The sequence below is a fragment of the Azohydromonas australica DSM 1124 genome (genome assembly GCF_000430725.1).
Classification (GTDB): Bacteria; Pseudomonadota; Gammaproteobacteria; order Burkholderiales; family Burkholderiaceae_C; genus Azohydromonas; species Azohydromonas australica.
This window is the reverse complement of record NZ_KE387206.1, coordinates 260,956-278,866: the sequence shown is the minus strand read 5'-3', so window position 1 is coordinate 278,866 and position 17,911 is coordinate 260,956. Positions and strand designations below refer to the sequence as shown.

At 67.7% G+C, this 17,911-nt stretch carries 10 protein-coding genes and 4 tRNA genes; 2 read left to right on the top strand and 12 right to left on the bottom strand.

All coding sequences use genetic code 11. The annotated features are described in order from the left end of the window. The first annotated feature begins 125 nt into the window (after positions 1 to 125). Positions 126 to 1,022 (top strand): alpha/beta fold hydrolase, encoded by an 897-nt coding sequence (locus H537_RS45750; protein WP_169517098.1) that lies wholly within the window; start codon positions 126 to 128, stop codon positions 1,020 to 1,022. Between the two features lie 13 nt (positions 1,023 to 1,035). Here the strand turns inward: H537_RS45750 and H537_RS45745 are convergent, their stop codons facing one another. From H537_RS45745 to hemN, 11 genes are all read right to left on the bottom strand, one after another. Next, a complete protein-coding gene (locus H537_RS45745) occupies positions 1,036 to 4,338 on the bottom strand; it encodes an Eco57I restriction-modification methylase domain-containing protein (RefSeq protein ID WP_156901958.1) in 3,303 nt (1,100 codons plus the stop codon). A 288-nt stretch (positions 4,339 to 4,626) separates the two neighbouring features. Then, positions 4,627 to 7,677 (bottom strand): helicase-related protein, encoded by a 3,051-nt coding sequence (locus H537_RS45740; RefSeq protein WP_211235090.1) that lies wholly within the window; start codon positions 7,675 to 7,677, stop codon positions 4,627 to 4,629. After that, on the bottom strand, positions 7,674 to 10,064 hold the full coding sequence (locus tag H537_RS0127115; RefSeq protein WP_029000369.1) for a hypothetical protein: 2,391 nt from the start codon (positions 10,062 to 10,064) through the stop codon (positions 7,674 to 7,676). Before H537_RS0127115 ends, H537_RS45740 begins: the two co-directional genes overlap by 4 nt. Before the next feature lie 149 nt (positions 10,065 to 10,213). Beyond that, positions 10,214 to 10,289 (bottom strand) — tRNA-His (locus H537_RS0127110). Positions 10,290 to 10,350: 61 nt separating this feature from the next. Continuing rightward, positions 10,351 to 12,270 carry a SurA N-terminal domain-containing protein gene (locus H537_RS0127105; protein WP_029000368.1) on the bottom strand — a complete coding sequence of 640 codons (1,920 nt, stop codon included), beginning with the start codon at positions 12,268 to 12,270 and terminating at the stop codon, positions 10,351 to 10,353. Between the two features lie 124 nt (positions 12,271 to 12,394). After that, positions 12,395 to 12,470 (bottom strand) — tRNA-Val (locus tag H537_RS0127100). 157 nt (positions 12,471 to 12,627) lie between these two features. Next, positions 12,628 to 12,703, bottom strand: a tRNA-Asn gene (locus H537_RS0127095). A 71-nt stretch (positions 12,704 to 12,774) separates the two neighbouring features. Continuing rightward, positions 12,775 to 12,850, bottom strand: a tRNA-Asn gene (locus H537_RS0127090). Between the two features lie 146 nt (positions 12,851 to 12,996). Next, the gene (gene icd, locus H537_RS0127085) at positions 12,997 to 14,250 is read right to left on the bottom strand and encodes an NADP-dependent isocitrate dehydrogenase (protein ID WP_029000367.1); all 1,254 of its coding nucleotides are present in this window, start codon (positions 14,248 to 14,250) and stop codon (positions 12,997 to 12,999) included. A 183-nt stretch (positions 14,251 to 14,433) separates the two neighbouring features. Beyond that, on the bottom strand, positions 14,434 to 15,132 hold the full coding sequence (locus H537_RS0127080) for a sulfite exporter TauE/SafE family protein (RefSeq protein ID WP_310733030.1): 699 nt from the start codon (positions 15,130 to 15,132) through the stop codon (positions 14,434 to 14,436). Positions 15,133 to 15,198: 66 nt separating this feature from the next. Then, positions 15,199 to 16,608, bottom strand: a complete 1,410-nt coding sequence (gene hemN / locus H537_RS0127075; RefSeq protein WP_051243305.1) for an oxygen-independent coproporphyrinogen III oxidase — start codon at positions 16,606 to 16,608, stop codon at positions 15,199 to 15,201. Positions 16,609 to 16,784: 176 nt separating this feature from the next. Between hemN and fnr the strand changes: the two genes are divergently transcribed. After that, on the top strand, positions 16,785 to 17,522 hold the full coding sequence (gene fnr / locus H537_RS0127070) for a fumarate/nitrate reduction transcriptional regulator Fnr (RefSeq protein ID WP_043460181.1): 738 nt from the start codon (positions 16,785 to 16,787) through the stop codon (positions 17,520 to 17,522). A gap of 86 nt (positions 17,523 to 17,608) precedes the next feature. Here fnr and H537_RS45735 read toward each other — a convergent pair whose 3' ends face one another. Continuing rightward, the gene (locus H537_RS45735) at positions 17,609 to 17,884 is read right to left on the bottom strand and encodes a hypothetical protein (RefSeq protein ID WP_051243304.1); all 276 of its coding nucleotides are present in this window, start codon (positions 17,882 to 17,884) and stop codon (positions 17,609 to 17,611) included. Positions 17,885 to 17,911 lie beyond the last annotated feature (27 nt).

Genomic DNA, 17,911 nt, shown 5'->3' with positions numbered 1-17,911 from the left:
GGTGGCGGGAGCGGCGTCGGCTGGCCGCTCTTGCGGCGCAGCGTGTCTGGAGACCGGAGGGCTTAGCTTTCCGAAAGCTTCAGCCGCCATACTCGCTGCTGGTATCCACACGGGTTCAACACGCCATGATTTCCATCAAGACCCCCGGCCTGCAGCGAGCCCGGGGCACCAGCCCGTCCAGGAAAGTGAAACCGTGGTCATGGCGTTCCGCCGGACAGTTGGTGACCGGCGCTGGCCTGCTGTTCACCAGTGTGTTATCGGGCTGCGCCACCCTGCCCGGCACGGTGGCTGAAAAGGTGGATGAGCATCGCACCGAATATGTACTGGTGCGCAACGGGCCGCAGGTGGTGGTGTTTGAAAATGGCCTAGGCGCGAAGCTTGGAAACTGGGACAAGGTTTTCACTGAAATATCAAAGAACACCACCGCCTTTGCCTACAACCGCCCTGGCTACGGTGCCAGCGACCCCGCCGCCACGCCGCGCGACGGCGAGCACATCGTCGAGGAATTGCGCGGGCTGCTGAAAAGCAAGGGTTTGCAGCCGCCCTACGTGCTGGTGGGCCACTCGGCGGGTGGGCTGTACATGCAGTGGTTCGCGCGGCGCCATCCGGAGGAAGTGGCGGGATTGGTGCTGGTGGATTCCACGCACCCGCAGCATCTGCAGGGCAAGGGCAGCCCGGAACATTGGCCGGGCTGGGTGCGGGCGGGTTTCGGCATCTTGACCGCCCCTTCGGCGCAAGAGGAGCTGAAACTCCTGAACGCCACCGGCGAATCGGTGCTGGCGCTGCCGACGTTCACCGGCAAACCAGTGATGGTGCTCAGCGCGTTGAAACCCATGGCCGAGCGCTCTGAAACTGCCGATTACGTAAACGAGAAGCGGCGCGACGTGGTAAACCTTTATCCGGGGGCGAAACAGCTCTGGATCAACAGCGGGCACAACATCCAGCGGAAGCAGCCGGAGGCGGTGATCGAAGCCATTCGGGGGGTACTGGGGGCGGTGGGGAGGCAGGTTTCCTTGCACTGACCATCAAACCGGCTCAACCGTCTCCAAAAAGCGCTGAGGTCTGATCGTCCACCCGCCTGGATATTCTCAGCGGCGACTGCTTCTGAGCCTCTGCCCGCTCAAGGTTCAACACCAGCAGCCGCCGCAGCAATTCCCGCTGCGCGGCGGGACTGAGGGTGAAGCGCACACGGTCCTTTTCCGGCAGGGTTTCGACTTCGAAGAAGTCGTGGCCGAGATCCAGTTCCCGCCAGCCGTAGGCATCGCGCACGGCGCTGTCCAGGGCGACGTGCAGGCGGCGCAGTTCCAGCAGGCCTTCATATCCCGCCTGGACTACCTCCGCTGATTTCCTACTGATCTTCGCGACCAGCGCCGGTGTCAAGGCCTTGGCGTGGAACAGGTTGTAGATGTCCGTCAGGCCCAGCCACAGTTCGCGCATCAGGCGGCGGCGGTGCTCGTGGTAGCGCTCGCCGATGGCGGCCAACTCGGTGCTTGGGATAGCCCAAAGGTCTGGAGGAAACGGGAAAGTCTCGAAGCACTTGGACGGCGAGTAGCGCAGGTCCTGCTTCAGGGTACCGCTGTACTTGCGGGCCCAGATTTCGTGCAGGGTGGATTGGACGACGGCGTAGAGGTCCCAGCGGTCGGTGGCGAATACCTTCAGCGTATGCGCAAACACCGCCGTAGTAGGCAACTCAGAAAAATTGAGGTACTTCGTGGTTGCCGTAGCCACGAAGCAAGTCGGCACAGCCTTTAAAGCACCATATAAAATCACTGTTGGCCGCTTGAAAAGCCACCATTTCTTTCTCAGGACAATCTCGGCATGTGCCTCTCTGTAAGGCTTGACATTGGCAACCAGCCAGTCGATAGCACCTCTATACTGGGACGTCTGATCTAAGGACCAGTCTGCAAAGTAAACCGCATACCTACCCGGCCGTTGTAAAGGATGCTGATTCAGCTCCTCGCCATTTATCAAGGGCAGGACAACTTTAATTAAGATCGGATCTTCCTCAAGAATCTTGACTGCATCCGGTTCACTCAGCGTGAATCCATTCCCCACCCATTTTGATCCTTCAAACACTTTTTCTTGATTTTCAGCCAGAATCTCCGGAGGCAGTTCATTGGGCGAGTCGTCGAGAAAAGCGCTGATCCAATTCACTCGCCTGCCGTCAAGCCACCTTTCATCAACATCATGGAATCTATGCAACGCGACGAGTGACACCGCCAGATTGGCACGTCCAGGCCATTTGATCGTCCGCACAGCGAAGTTGATTTCCGCACCTTGCCTGATGACTTGCTCCAAGCCGTCCACCCGAACATCACCGTCCTTGATGGAGTTGGTAGTGATGAAGGCACTGAATCCTCCCAGACGCAGCAGCGAGTGCATGCGCCGCACGAAAAACACAACGAGGTCACTCAGCCCTGCAGGCGAAAATTCCCAGCGCACGTAATTACAGAAGGCGTGTCCGTAGGTTCCACTCAGGTACGTTCCACCCATATACGGCGGATTCCCCACCACGCAATCGAACCCGCCCCGCGCCGTCACCTCCGGAAACTCCAGGAACCAGTGGAAGAAGCGCTTCCTTTCCGCCACGGCCAGCGCCGCCTCCACCGCTGGCCCTTCCGGGGGGCGCGAGCCCTGCCAGTAGTGCCGGAAGGCTTCTTCGGTGACGTGCAGGTCCGGCCGCCCTGCGCGCTTGGGAAGGTAGAACTGCGCGATCGGCAGCGAGGCCAGCTGCTTCATCAGCAGCGCCTCCGGCGCTTGCGACAGCGCGATGAAACGCGCCGCCTTGGCCTCGACCTGCGCCGGCGTGTGGTCCGGCATGGCGTCCAGCGCACGCCAGTCCTGCAAGGCGACTTCCATGCGGCGCTCCGCCTCCGGGTCGAAATCGAGGCTGCCCTGCCCCGCGCGCTCAGCCTTGTTGCGCTTGCGCAGCGCCGTGGCGGTGTCCCTGTCGTCGCCCGGCAGGGTTCTGAAAGCCTCGTCCGGCACGCCGCGGCGGGCGACCTCCTCGCGCCGCACGGCGCCCACGATGGCGTTGCCGCACTTGACGTGGTGGTCCAGGAAGCTCAGCGGCTCGCCTGGCACGTGCGCCTCCAGCCACAGCGCCACCTTGCACAGCTCGACCGCCAGCGGGTTCAGGTCCACGCCGTAGATGCACTGCCGGATCACGTCGCGGATCGCGGTGCGGTAGGCCAAAGGCGCGGGCTGCTCCTCGCCCGTGCGCTGGACGGCCAGCGCCATGGCGATGCGCCGCGCCGCCGCCAGCAGGATGTGCCCCGAGCCGCAGGCCACGTCGGCCACGCGCAGATCCAGCAGCGCGGCTTCGCGGGCGGCGCGCTCCGGTAACTGCAGCCGCTCGGCAATCAGGTGGTCCAGCGAGTGTTTCAAAAGTGGCTGCACCAACTCGTCGGGCGTGTAGTGCGAGCCGGTGTTGGCACGGTCGTCGCCGCGCCTGAAATCGAAGAGCGGCTGCGCACCCTGCCACAGCAGCACCGGCGCGTACTCCAGCAGCCCTTCGTAAATGGAGCCCAGCTCTTCCACGTTCAGCGCCCCGTAGTTGACGCGGATGAGCTGCCCGCTGTCCGGGTGCGCGTACAGGCTCAGCGCCCGCAGCGCCTCCAGCAGCGCGTCGTTGCCCAGCGCGCAGCCGGCCAGGTCGGCGATGGCATCGCGCCCGAACAGCTCGCCGGCCAGCGGCGCAAGCCCCAGCGTCGCGCCGGGGCCGCCGACTTCGAACAGCCCGAAGGTGGAGCGCAGCGCCGGCCACAGGTCCGCGTGGCGGCGGTCGGCCAGGTGGCGCCTCTCGCTCAGGCGGCGCAGGCGCTGCAGGCTGTAGAAGCGCTCGTAAACCTCGCGCCGGCGCACCTCCACGCCGGGCGGGAAGACCAGCCCGCGCTCCTCGATCACCATCAGAAACAGCAGCCGGTAGATCAGCCGCAGCAGCTGCTGATGAAGCCCGTCAGCCGCCAGCGCGCCACTCTGCAGGCGCTCGCGCAGGGCCCCATTGGCGGGGTGCCGGATGAAGCCGTTGGCCAAACCTTTCAAGGCCTGCTCCACCGCCCTGGACAGGCCGGCGCGGATGCGCGAGCCGGCGTCCAGCGAGTCCTGGTGGTAGCGCTCCAGCCAGCACTGCGCCGCCTGCTCACACCGCGCCGGCAACCGGCTGGCGTGCAGCAGCCGCCACAGCAGCGCGAAGTCGGCGAACAGGCCGTCGCCGAAGATGCGCTCCAGGTCGAATTCCAGGCAGCTCAGCCTGGACAGCCGCGAGCTGTCGCGCAGCAGCCGCAGCACGCGGCCGTTGCTCACCACGCCGTAAAGCTCCTCGCCGAGGTTCAGCACCTCCTGGACCATCGCATGCGCCGACAGGCGCGGCGCGCCGGCGCGCGGCTCGGCCTTGCGGTCCAGCCCGGCCGGGTCGCGCCAGCCCAGCACGTGCACCACCATCCCGCCGCGGTTCACCACGCGGTGCGAGATCGGGTAGAGCTTGCCGTTCAGCTCCGTGTGCCGGGCCTGGAATTCGAGCTGCCAGCCGAGCAGGCCCAGCAGCGGCAGCACCCACAGCTGGCGCGTCTCGCGGGTGGCGGGACTGTCCGGCGGCAGCGCGGCGAGCTTGCGCTGGAACAGGCGCTAGAGCGCCTGCGCCTCGGCCCAGGCGCGGGCGATCTCGTCCTTGAGCCGGCACGCGTCCGCCAAGCCGAAGTCCGCCGGGCGCTGTCCGGGCTGGTCTTCCAGGCGGTCCAGAACCTCGGCCGAGAAGATCGTTCCTTCGATGCGAACGGCGGCGTACGTCACCGCGGCGCCTCCGGCAGCAGCACGTAGACGCCCAGCAGGTCCAGCGGCAGCACCGGATGGACGGCCTGCCGCTGCCGCGGGTCCATCAGCGCGCTGAAGCGCGCATGGGCTGCCATCAGCCGCTGCGAATGCGCCTGCGCCACCTCGGCGAAGGACTCGTGCAGCCGCTCCAGCGTGCGCAGCTCGTGCGCGAGGAAGGCCGCGCGCGCCTGCGGCGACAGCTCCGAGGCGGGCCGCGCCTCCAGCAGCAGGGCCTTGGCCGCGGCGTGGTCCAGGAAGCCGCGTTGCGCCGGCGGCCCCTGCCAGCCCCACAGCAGCATCTCCTCGGCCACGAGCGGGTGGCCGTGGCACGTGTCCTCGATGCTGCTTCGGCAGCGCAGCAGCAGCAGCGTGGTCTTGGTGTCCACCGCCAGGGTTGCGGATCACGGCCGCGCGCGCGGCGCGCGGGCCCTGGTGCTGCAAGGTGTTGGCCATCAGCACCTGGCACAGCCGCTCCACGAAGGGGTGATTGCGGCCCAGGTACGTGAAGGCCGAGGGCGTCGGCGAGTGAAAGCTCACCGGCACCGCGCCGAGTGTCGAGGCCCCGGGCAGAGCCTCGCGCAACGCCGGCGGCAGGTTCGGCGTGGCGATGCGCCAGCCCGGGCCCTGGCGCCGGACCTGCACGCCCAGCAGGTCCGGCAGCGCGCGGGTGACGAAGTCTTCAACGGCCCGAGGGTCGCCGATGGCCTCGTCCACCTCGCGCAGGTCGGCCTCGATGTCCCGCGCCTGCAGCGCGTGCTGGGCGAAGACGCCGCGCGTGGCCTGCTCGCGCTCCACGCTGCCGTGCAGCTCGCGCTCCAGCGCCTCCTGCGCGGCTGCGGCCTCCGCGAAGTCGCGGGCCTCGAACAGCTGCCCCTGCACGCCCTGCCGGGTGCTGAGCTCGCGCTGCGGCACCAGCAGCAGCGCCTGGGCAATGGTGTCCAGGACGGAGAGGGAATCCTCCGGGAAGGGCACGCTGATGCCGGTGGCCTGCTGGATCTCGCGCACCTTGCGCAGCAGCACGTCCAGCACGACGCCGTCGATGGGGTTGTCGGCACCGTAGAGGAGGCAGGTTTTCACTATGGGCGCGGCCCGGCCGAAGCGGTCCACGCGGCCTTCGCGCTGCTCCAGGCGGTTCGGGTTCCACGGCAGGTCGTAGTGCAGCACCGCGGTGAAGTGCTCCTGCAGGTTGATGCCTTCGCTCAGGCAGTCGGTGGCGACCAGCACGCGCAGCCGCGAGCGGCCCATGGCCTCGATGCGCTGGCGGCGCAGCTCATCCGGCAGCTCGCTGGTGAGGACCTGCAGGTCCAGCCGCGGCGCTTGCGCGCGCAGCAGCGGCGCCAGGTGCTCGCCCAGGTAGGCGGCCGTCACGACGTAGCGGCAGAACACCACGGCGCACTGCGGCGGCGTTTCCTGCAGCCAGGCCGCGAGCTGGCGGGCGGTCGCGAGCAGCTTGCGGTCGTGCGCCGGGCCGGCCAGCGCCTGCAGCGAGTCCGAGAACTCGCGCAACTGCCGGCGCTGGTGCCCGGACCAGGGCGCGCGCTCGACCAGCTGCAGCGGCGCGTGGTCGTCCTGCGGGCCGCAGCCGCTGTCGGCCACGGGGTTGAAGAACAGGTCGTCCTCGTCGATGCCCTGCTCCGGCGCCAAGCCCTGCTCTTCGGCTTCCCGCCGCGCGAGCCCCGACAGCCGCGCCTGCAGCATCTCGATGCCGGCTGCGGGGCTGGACATCACGCCGCGCAGCAGGCCCAGCGCCGCCCAGTAGCCGAGCCTTTGCCGGGGGCTGCCGCCTTGCGCCGGGGCGATGAGCCGGCGCGAGAAGCCGATGAGCGCCTGGAACAGCCGTCGCAGCGCTGGCGCCAGCTCGTAGCGCAGCTCGAAGGACTCGCGCCGCGGAAACGGCGTGTCCTCCCCGAGCCAGCGCTCCACGTCCGCGCGCTTGCGCTGCACGAAGTGGCGCGCCAGCTCGCGCCTTTGCGTCGGCGTGGCGGTGTGCGGGTCCAGTGTCTCGAAGCACGGCTTGAGCAGTCCCAGCAAGGACTGGAACTCCTGCGGCTTGCCGCTGTGCGGCGTGGCGGTGAGCAGCAGCAAATGCTGCGACTTGCGCGCGATGCGGCTCACCAGGTGGTGGCGCTGCTGCTGTGCCGCCGTGGCGCCGGCGGGGCGCGCGCAGGCATGGGCCTCGTCCACAACGATGAATTCCGGGCACTGCTCGACGAACACGTCCCGGCGCGCGTCGGACTTGATGAAGTCAATGCTGATGACCTGGAACGGGTAGTGCTCGTAGACGCTGGTGTCGCCGTGGACCTCGCGGTCCAGCCGCGCCTGCGTGCTGCTGCGGATGACGACGGCCTCGATGTCGAGCTTGGCCCGGATCTCGGCCTGCCACTGCTCGCACAGGTGCGGCAGGCACAGCACGGCGAAGCGGCGGATGCGCCGGCGCTCCAGCAGCTCGCGCACGATCAGCAGGGCCTCCACCGTCTTGCCCACGCCCACGTCGTCGGCGATCAGCAACCGCACCGGCTCCTGCCGCAGCGCCATGACCAGCGGGACCATCTGGTACGAGCGGGGCCTGAAGGACAGCCGGGCCAGGCAGCGGAAGGGGCCGGCGCCGTTGCGCAGCGCCAGCCGCGCGGCGTCGTGCAGCAGCCGCGCGGTGGCGAAGTCGCCCAGGTCCTCGGCCGTGGGTGGGTCGAAGCGCGTGTCGCTGGGCAGCTCGCCGCCCAGCGGCAGGTACAGGCCGGTGACCTCGTCCTCGGAGCCGCCCAGGGGCTTGAGCAGCAGCAGATCGGGATCGGCACCGGGCTGCACCACCCAGTCGCGTCCGCGCAGGGCCACCAGCCTGCCGGGCGGGTAGGCCGCGGCGCTCACCGCCGGGGGCTGAAGAGGTCGGGACGCTGCGCCACCTTCGCGGCCAGGTCCTCCGCGGCGTGCCAGACCCACACCTCGTCGCCGCGCGCCAGCAGGGTTTCATGCTGTGCCCAGGCGTCTTCCCGCGCGACCAGGTCTCCAGGTGTGCTGCCGTCGCAGAAGACCCAGGTGCGCGGCTCGAAGTGGAAATCCGGCTGCAGGTACAGGCCCGGCACGCGGCGCCGTGCCGCATCGGGCAGGCGCAGGCGGTGGGCGTGGAGGTGGTCGAGGAAGCGGCGGCTGGCGGCGGACGCGGGGTCGAGCTGCGCCAGCAGCCGCCGGTAGCGGGCTTCGTAGCCCTCTTCCGCCGCGGGGGCCTTCGGCACCAGCACGCAGCAGCTCAGGCGGTCCAGCGCGCCGTCGAGCCGGCATTCGCCGAGGCAGGCCGCCCGCGCCTCGCTGATCACGGAGCGCAACCGCGCTTCATCCATCAGGTGCGACAGGAGCCCGACACCGCGTCCGTCCGCCTCGTGCAGCAGGAGGCCGAGGCCGTCGCGCTCCCCCACGATCGCCACGCCCAGCTCGCCCGGATCGAGCCGCAGACCCCGCGCGGCGGCCTGCAGCAGCGCGTACTGGAGCGCGGCGACATGCCCACGCTCCAGGCCGAAGGACGCCGTGGGTCGGAGCAGCAGCGCATCGGCGCGGTACGAGGTCCAGAGTCTGACGCGGCGTTGCGGCCCCGAGGGTGACGCCAGGGGCTGCGGCCCGTACCAAGCGCCGCTGTGGAGGTCGAGCGTGAAACCTTCGTCGTCGCTGCCGCGCCACCGGCGGTTGAGAAACACCAGGCGGGCGCCGGGGATGAACGTCAGCGCCAGCAGCGTCTCGATGCCGCTCTGCAACCAGGCTTCCTGCATCGAGTCCGCGTTGGCCTCATCGACGCTGAAGCAGGTCTGGACCTCAAAGCCGGCCGCGACGGGCTCGTCCGCCGCAGCTTGATCGTCCACTTCCTCGGCATGGACGTCGGCCGCTTCCAGCAGGTCGTGCAGGTGCTCGCCAGCGCCGGGCTCGGAGAGATTCACACCGGAGACGGGACAGGTTTCGCGCTGGCGCTGCTCGCCGAGCAGCAGGCAGCCGGACGTGCGGCACAGCCTGGCGGCGGTGAGCGCGGCGGCGGGGTCCCGCGGCACGGTTCCGGTGACCCGATAGCGCCGCCCCTCGTGCTGGAACAGTGCCCGCGGTCCGAGTTCACGCAGCGCGTCGGCGCGCGGGCGTGAGACGAATCGGCCAGGCCCCTGCGCCGCGGACAGGAACGCGCGCAACGGATGGCGCACCTCGCCATGGCCGGGCAACAGCCCTTCGGCGGCGAGGAAGCGTGCAGGGTGGAATCCGGGCCACGCCCCCGTGTCGCCACCCACGTTGCGCAGCAGCTGGAGCTGGCAAGCGCCCTCCTCCTGGAGGCGCTGTTGGCGACGGTAGGCTTCACTGCGTGAGGACAACAGTTCACTCTGAATCTTGTACGTTGCAAGCTCCAGGGTGGCGCGCGCGGCACGGTAGAGAACGCGCCAGCGGTCCAGGGCTTGGTCCAGGCGGTCAGGCAAAGCGGCCAGCGCGTGCTCGATCCAGTCTTCGGTGAGCACCTCGATGGGGGTCTGCACCTCCCGGAGGCTGTACTCCAGAGTGGTCTGGAGGCGTTCGCGCATCCGGCGCCCGGGTCGCAGCGCAGCACGCAGGTCGGCACGCAGCGGCAGTGCGGCAGGTGCCTCGTCCACGAAGGCGCTGAGCGCGGGCTGGCCATGGCCACGGCGCGACCAGCCGGGCAGGTCCATTTCCGCAACCGCCAGCGCGTACAGGTGCGCTTGCAACAGTGCCGCCGGAACCGGTGCCGCCAAGGGAACATTGCCGATGCGGACCAAGGCGTGCCCGCACTGCGCCTGGAGCCGACCGATGAGCAGGGCCATCTCCATGGCCTGCACTTGGCCTGGGCCCTCCGCCCCAGACGCCACGACGCGCAGGCTTGAGCGCAGCTCGGGGCCGGTCCAGCCCATGAGCCACCGGTCCAGCGATGCGGCGTTGGTCAGCAGCAGCGCTGGTGCGTGCTCGCGCAGGCGGTCGTGTGCCGCCTGCGGCTCCTGGCTGGCACAGGCAGCGAAGCGAATGGGGAACGGGCTGCCCACGCTGTCGAGGTGGTTGCGGGCGCAGCGGCTGAGCGCTTCGAGCCGCTCGTTGATCGACGCTGGCGTCGGACAGATGATCAGCGCGCGCAGGCCGGCGCAGGAGCCGCCTGGTGGCTGGCAGGCGAGCGTGGCTTCAAGAACAGAACGCAGGTGCGGATCGAGGCCGTGAAAGGAACTGCGGATGTACTTCGAGTCGTCCTCGACCGCCCGCTGGTGCGCCAGCAGGACGTCCATCTTGGGTTCCCTCCCCTGCAGTCCGTATTTGTGACTTTTTATTTCACGGACCGGGGCCACCGCGATCAGGGCAAGCCCGAAGGCAACGTCAGAAACAACAAAGCCTCCGCGAGGGAGGCTTTGTTTACGGCATCACTGCCGGTGTTCGGTGGGGTGGCTGATGGGACTCGAACCCACGACGACCAGAATCACAATCTGGGACTCTACCAACTGAGCTACAGCCACCGTCGTTGGAGAACGTGATTGTAATACGAGGTTTTGAAGCCTTGCAAGACCTTCACGCGAATTATTTTGATGCCGCGGCATCGGCCGGCACCGCGGCCACGGCCGGTGCCTTGATCTTCACGTCGAAGCGCTTCTTCAGCGCCTCGTAGTAGGCACGGCCCTCGGCTGCGGCCCAGGCTTGCGCGTACTGACCTTGCAACGCCACGAGCTGCGGCGCGTCGGCCTTGGGCGACTCGACCTTGAGCAGCCGCGCCACCACATAGCCCTGCGGAACGTCCACGCCCAGCACGGCCGGCAGCTTCGAGGCATCGGCACGCAGCACGGCATCCAGCGCCGCGGGCGCAAGATCGCCGCGCTCGGCACGCGACACCGTCACGGCCGCCGGCAGCGAGCCCGCGGCGGCATCGCCGCCCTGCTGCAGCTGCGCCAGGCGCGCCTGGCCATCCTTGCGCGCCAACGCCAGCGCCTGCTCGTTGACCACGCGCTCGCGCACCTGCAGCTGCACTTCCTCGAACGGACGCACGCGCTCGGGCCGGTACTCCGTCACGCGCGCGGAGACGAGCTGGTTCGCGCCGACCTCCACGGCCTCGGTGTTGCGCTTGTTGCGCAGCACGTCGTTGGAGAACACGGCCTCCAGCAGCTTGGGCGAGGCCAGCGCGCCGGTGGCGCCGGGCGCGGGCGTGCGCTGCACGGTGGCCGTCTGCTTCTTCAGCTTGAGCTTGTCCATGACGGGCTGCAGCGAGTCCGATTGCTCGTACACCGTGTTGGTGAACTGCTCGGCGGCCTCGGTGTAGCGGCGCTGCGCCAGCTGCTTCTTCACCTCGGCCTCGATCTCCGGGCGCACCGCCTCAAACGGCTTCTTCTCGCCGCCGCGCACGGCATCGAGCCGGATGATGTGGTAACCAAAGTCGCTCTCGACCACGTTGCTGATCTCGCCGGGCTTCATGGCGTAGGCCGCATCCTCGAAGGGCTTGACCATGGCGCCACGGGCGAAGAAGTCGAGGTCGCCGCCGCGCTGTGCGGAGCCCGGGTCCTGCGACTCCTTCTTCGCCACCTCGGCGAAGCTCGCCGGGTTCTTGCGCAGCTCGGCCAGCAGCGCCTCGGCCTTGGCCTTGGCCTTGGCGCGCTCGGCGGCGGGCTGGTCCTTGTCGGAGGCGACGAGGATGTGGCTGGCGCGGCGCTGCTCGGCGCTGGTGTAGCGCGCGGCGTTCTCGTCGTAGTACTTGCGCAGGTCCTCCTCGCTCACGCTCAGGTCCTGCTGCAGCGCGTCCACGCCCAGCACCACGTACTCGATCACGGCCTGCTCGGGCGCCTTGAACTGCGCCTGGTGGCCGTCGTAGTAGGCCTTGAGCTCGGCGTCGCTAGGGTTCACGCGCGCGGTGTAGTCGGCGGCGTTGAATCGTTGCAGCTGCACCTGGCGCTGCTGCAGCAGCGCGTTGAAGGAGATTTGGCGCGCCGCGGGCGTGTCCGGTGCCGATTGCGTGACGCCTTCCATCACCTGGCGCAGCGTCAGGTCGCGGCGCAGGCGCTCGGCGAAGTCCGCGGAGCTCATGCCCTGCGCGGCCAGCATTTCGTTGTTGATGCTGCCGTCGGGCTTGCGCAGGAAGGCGTACTGCGGATCGCTGATGAAGAGCCGCTGCAGCCGGTCGTCATTGACGGCCAGGTGCTGCTTCTCGGCCGCGGACAGCAGCACGCGCTCGCGCACGAGCTGGTCCAGCGTCTCGCGCTTGAACTGCGGCGAGTCCAGCAGCTTGGGGTCCACATTGGGCATCTGGCGGCGCAGCCGCTCGGCCTGCTGCTGGTGCGCCATGTCCCACTGCTGCTGCTTGATGGCATGGCCATCGACTTCCGCCACCGTGGCATTGCCGCCCTCGGTGAAGCTGCTGTAGCCCTGCACACCGAAGAACACGAAGGAAGGAAAGATCAGCAGCACCAGCAGGAACTGCAGCAGCCGGGTGTGGGTGCGAACGAAATCGAACATGGGTTCCTCGACCAGGGTCCTGAGGCTGGGACGCAGCAAAAAAGCCTGGCCCGGATGCAACAAAGGCGAACCTCGGTTCGCCTTTGAAGCCATCTGCTGAGCCGGCCCTTGAGCCGCCGCGGGGTGGTGGGTGCTGAGGGGTTCGAACCCCCGACCTACGCCTTGTAAGGGCGCCGCTCTACCAACTGAGCTAAGCACCCCCGTCGGACCGAAACCGCTAGTGTAACCGCGCCGGCAGCGTCCTCCGGACGCCCTGCTGGCCAAACGCGATTGCCGCGGTGCCCATCACTGCCACGCTGGCAGCGACCGGAGCGCTTCCAAGAAAAATGCCCGCGGCAGCGGGCATTTTTCAGTATTTGGCTCCCCGACCTGGGCTCGAACCAGGGACCTGCGGATTAACAGTCCGTCGCTCTACCGACTGAGCTATCGGGGATTTGAATCACCGCTTGCACGACAAGCGCCTGCGGCTTTTCTTCGGTACTACTTACTACTGAGACTTCTGTTTGGCTCCCCGACCTGGGCTCGAACCAGGGACCTGCGGATTAACAGTCCGTCGCTCTACCGACTGAGCTATCGGGGAACAGAAGCTGAGATTCTAGCAAGGATTTCAGACCTGGCAAGCGATTTCATCACTTTTTTCGTCTGGCGGTTCCTTGCGGACCGCAGCAGGCTTATTGAATGAGCCCGCTGCAACTGGACGCACGTGCCCGGCGCCGGGCGCGGACATCACATGTTGTCGATCATCACTTGGCCGAAGCCCGAGCAGGAAACCTGCGTCGCGCCTTCCATCAGGCGGGCGAAGTCATAGGTCACCTTCTTGGACTGGATCGACTTCTCCATGGAGCTGATGATCAGGTTGGCCGCCTCGGTCCAGCCCATGTGGCGCAGCATCATCTCGGCCGACAGGATCTCGGAACCGGGGTTCACGTAGTCCTTGCCGGCGTACTTGGGCGCCGTGCCGTGCGTGGCCTCGAAGCAGGCCACCGAGTCGGACAGGTTCGCGCCCGGGGCGATGCCGATGCCGCCGACCTGCGCGGCCAGGGCGTCGGAGATGTAGTCGCCGTTGAGGTTGAGCGTGGCGATCACGGAGTACTCGGCCGGGCGCAGCAGGATCTGCTGCAGGAAGGCATCGGCGATCGAGTCCTTGATGATGATGTCCCTGCCCGTCTTCGGGTTCTTGAGCTTGCACCACGGGCCGCCGTCGATCTCCACGGCGCCGAACTCGCGCTTGGCCAGCGCGTAGGCCCAGTCACGGAAGCCGCCTTCCGTGAACTTCATGATGTTGCCCTTGTGGACCACGGTCACGCTGGGCTTGTCGTTGTCGATGGCGTACTGGATCGCCTTGCGCACCAGGCGCTCGGTGCCCTCGATCGACACGGGCTTGATGCCGATGCCCGAGGTCTCGGGGAAGCGGATCTTCTTGACGCCCATCTCGTCGACCAGGAACTTGATGAGCTTCTGCGCCTTCTCGCTCTTGGCCTCGTATTCGATGCCGGCGTAGATGTCTTCCGAGTTCTCGCGGAAGATGACCATGTTGGTCTTCTCGGGCTCCTTCAGCGGGCTGGGCACGCCCTTGAAGTACTGCACCGGGCGCAGGCAGACGTAGAGGTCGAGCTCCTGGCGCAGCGCCACGTTCAGCGAGCGGATGCCACCGCCCACGGGCGTGGTCAGCGGCCCCTTGATCGAGACCACATACTCGCGCAGCACATCGAGCGTCTCGGTCGGCAGCCACACGTCGGGACCGTACACCTTCGTGGACTTCTCCCCGGCGTAGACCTCCATCCAGTGGATCTTGCGCTCGCCGCCATAGGCCTTCTGCACTGCCGCGTCCACCACCTTCAGCATCACGGGCGTGATGTCGAAACCAGTGCCGTCACCTTCGATGTAAGGAACGATCGGGTTGCTGGGGACGTTGAGCGAGAAGTCCGCGTTGACGGTGATCTTCTGCCCGCCCTCGGGCACCTTGATGTGCTGGTACATGAAAACTCGCTCCGGCGTGGGGTTGTGGAATGAGACCGCGATTCTATTCGACGCGGTATTAAGTCCTATGTCTTACATAAGACTTGAGATTTCTTGGGCGAAACCAAAACAGCATTGCAGTCGAGGTTGACGCGAAGTTGACAGCGTTCGTTGCTCGCCCCTGGGGAAGACCCGGTGGTGCGCTCAGCTCGCGCACCAGTCGGCGATGCGTTGCCACAGGCCATTGCCCAGGGCCCAGGCGGATGCGCTCGCGAGACCCAGGCCCGCCAGGCGCACGGCCCAGCCGCCCGAGGCCAGCCAGCGCGAACCCGGCGCGCCCAGCCGCCACCATAGCGCCGGGCCCAGCCACAAGCCCAGCGAGGAGCCCAGCGCGAAGCCGGCCATGATCAGCGCACCGGAGGCCGGCTGCTGGCCCAGCGCCGCCACCACCAGGGCCGACTGCAACAGCCCGCAAGGCCAGGCCACCCAGGCCGTACCGGCCAGCCCGGCCTTGAGCGGACCGAGCATCGGCTGCCATCCGCCGTCACCCGCCGCGGAAGCCGCCGCCGGCGCGAGCCGCGTGCCGCGGCCGAGGTTCTCGATCCACTCCGGCTGCTTGCCCTTCAGCAGCAGCCACACGCCCAGGCCCAGCGCCGCAACGTGTACCAGCGTCCACAGCGGCCGCAGAGCGGGCGTCAGCTGCGAGAACTGCGCCAGCAGCGACACGCTGCCGGCCGCGACCGCGCCGGCGGCCGAGTAGCCCAGCAGTCGGCCGAGGTGAAAGCCCAGCAGCGCCTGCTGCGGCCGCCCTCCCCCGCAGCGCCCGGCCAGCGCGGTGCAGGCCGCACCGCACATGGCCACGCAGTGCGGCGATCCGGCCAGGCCCATCAGCAGGGCGCTCAAGACGAGGGCGGCATCCATGACCGGAAAACAGGGGGCTTTACTGCAAGGAGAACTGCGGGCGAAGCCTCAAATGATCCGCGAAAAGCGCTCGCGCGTCTGATCGGCGCGCAAATGCCGGTCGAACACCATGGCGACCCCGCGTACGAAGTACCAGCCCCGCGGCGTGACTTGGATCGCCTCGGGCTCGATCTCCACCAGGCCCATTTCCACCAGCGGCTGCAGCGCTTCGAGCTCGGTGGTGAAGTACTTGCGCATGTTGACCAGGTGCGCCAGCTCGATGGACTCGAACTCCACCCGTCCCTGGCACATGAGGGCCATGATCACCGCGCGGCGCACCAGGTCGTCGCGCGTGAGCGCCAGGCCGCGCACCACGGGAAACTGGCCCTGGTTCACGGCGTCGTAGTACTCCGGCAGGGTCTTGGCGTTCTGGCTGTAGGTCGCACCCATGCGGCCGATGGCCGATACGCCCAGGCCGATGAGGTCGCAGTCGGGCTGCGTGCTGTAGCCCTGGAAGTTGCGGTGCAGCCGGCCCTGGCGCTTGGCTGCGGCCAGGCTGTCGCCGGGCAGCGCGAAGTGGTCCATGCCGATGTACGTGTAGCCAAAGCCCAGGAAGCCCTGGATGGCGCTGCCCAGCATCTGCACCCGGTCGCCGGGCGGCGGCAGCTCGGCCGGGTCGATGCGGCGCTGCGGCTTGAAGCGCGCCGGCAGGTGCGCGTAGGCATAGAGTGCGATGCGGTCCGGCCGCAGCTCGCCCACCAGTTCCACCGTGCGCGCGAAGGAGACGGGCGTCTGCTTGGGCAGCCCATAGATGAGATCGACGTTGAGCGACTCGAAGCCCAGGCTCCGGGCGCTGGCCACGAGGTCGCGCACGCTCTCGTAGGACTGCACCCGGTGCACGGCCTTCTGCACCTCGGCATCGAAGTCCTGCACGCCGAAGCTCAGGCGGTTGAAGCCCAGGCGCGCCAGGTGCTCCAGGCGCTGCGTGGTGACGGTGCGCGGGTCCACCTCGATCGACAGCTCGGCCCCCGGCGCGATGCGGAAGGCATCGCGCAGCACGCTCATCAGCCGCTTGATCTCGGCGTCCGACAGGAAGGTGGGCGAGCCGCCGCCGAAGTGCAGCTGCGACACCGCCTTGCCCTTGCCCAGCACGGCCACATGCAGCCCGATTTCGGCTTCCAGGGCCTGCAGGTATTCCTCGGCGCGCTCATGGTGCTTGGTAATGACCTTGTTGCACGCGCAGTAATAGCAGACCGACTCGCAGAAGGGGATGTGCACGTAGATCGACAAGGGCGGCGTGCCGCCCACCGTGGCACCCTGGGCGCGCTGCTCCAGGGCCTGGCGGTATTCGATCGGGCCGAAGGCTTCCACGAAGCGATCGGCCGTTGGATAAGAGGTGTAGCGGGGCCCTGGCACGTCCAGGCGCCGCAGCAAGCTTTCAGTCAGGATGGGCCCGGTGGCAGAGGTATCGCTTAGCATGGCGAGACTTTGCCAAACTCGGCACATCAGAGCTTGATGTGCCTCAAGTCGGCAAGCCGCACAGCAGCCAAGAATGGTGCTTGTTATTGAGGCATATCATGTTGAAGACCGACGATCACCCCGAAGACTCCTGCGCCCAATCGCCGGGCTGTGCCGCCTCAACAACGCGAAGTGCCATGAACAGCACACTGCCGCCCATCCGCACCGAGCCTTTCAAGGTCGCCTGCTCGAGCTGCAACCTGCGTGAGCTGTGCCTGCCAGTGGGCCTGTCGCGCAGCGACCTGGAGCACCTGGACACCATGGTGGCGACGCGGCGCGCGGTGGTGCGGGGCGATACCCTCTTCCGCGCCGGCGACGCCTTCCAGTCGCTGTACGCGGTGCGCACGGGCTTCTTCAAGACCTGCGTCTCCGCCGAGGACGGCCGCGACCAGGTCACGGGCTTCCAGATGGCCGGCGAGCTGCTGGGGCTCGACGGCATCGGCAGCGAGCGGCACACGGTGGATGCCGTGGCACTGGAGGACTCGCAGGTCTGCGTGATCCCCTACAGCCAGCTCGAAGAGCTCTCGCGCGAGTTCTCCGACCTGCAGCGCCAGCTGCACAAGATCATGAGCCGTGAAATCGTTCGCGATCATGGCGTGATGCTGCTGCTGGGCAGCATGCGCGCCGAGGAGCGGCTCGCGGCCTTCCTGCTCAACCTCACGCAGCGCCTGCAGGCGCGCGGCTTCTCCGCCTCGTCGCTGATCCTGCGCATGACGCGCGAAGAGATCGGCAGCTACCTGGGCCTCAAGCTGGAAACGGTCAGCCGCACCTTCTCGAAGTTCCAGGAGGAAGGCCTGCTGGAGGTCAAGCAGCGCCAGATCCGCATCGTGGACCAGGCCGGCCTGCAGAAACTGGTCAACGGCGCGGCCTGCTGACCCGGCATTTTCGAGAACAGGTTCCCAGAAACGCCGATGGCGCCTCGAAGGCGCCATCGGCTTTTTTGCGCTTGCGTTTCGCGGATTCAGTGTCCGTGGACGCCGCGCATCGTGGGGCGGGTGCCGCCCGGGGGCGTCGAGAGCCAGCGCTCCAGGGCGCCCGCCGCGGCGATCACGGCCCAGAACAGGAAGAAGGCCAGGGAGTACACGCCGGTGGCGGAAAGCTCCAGCGGGATGCTGCCCGCACCTTGCAGGTCATGCGGGTCGACCAGTGCGAACACCAGCATCTCCAGCACCGAGGCCATCAGGAACGAAGGCCAGGCCACCATCATCACCGTCAGCGCGCGAGGGGTTGTCGACATGTCCGGTCACCTCCTGCGGGCCATTCT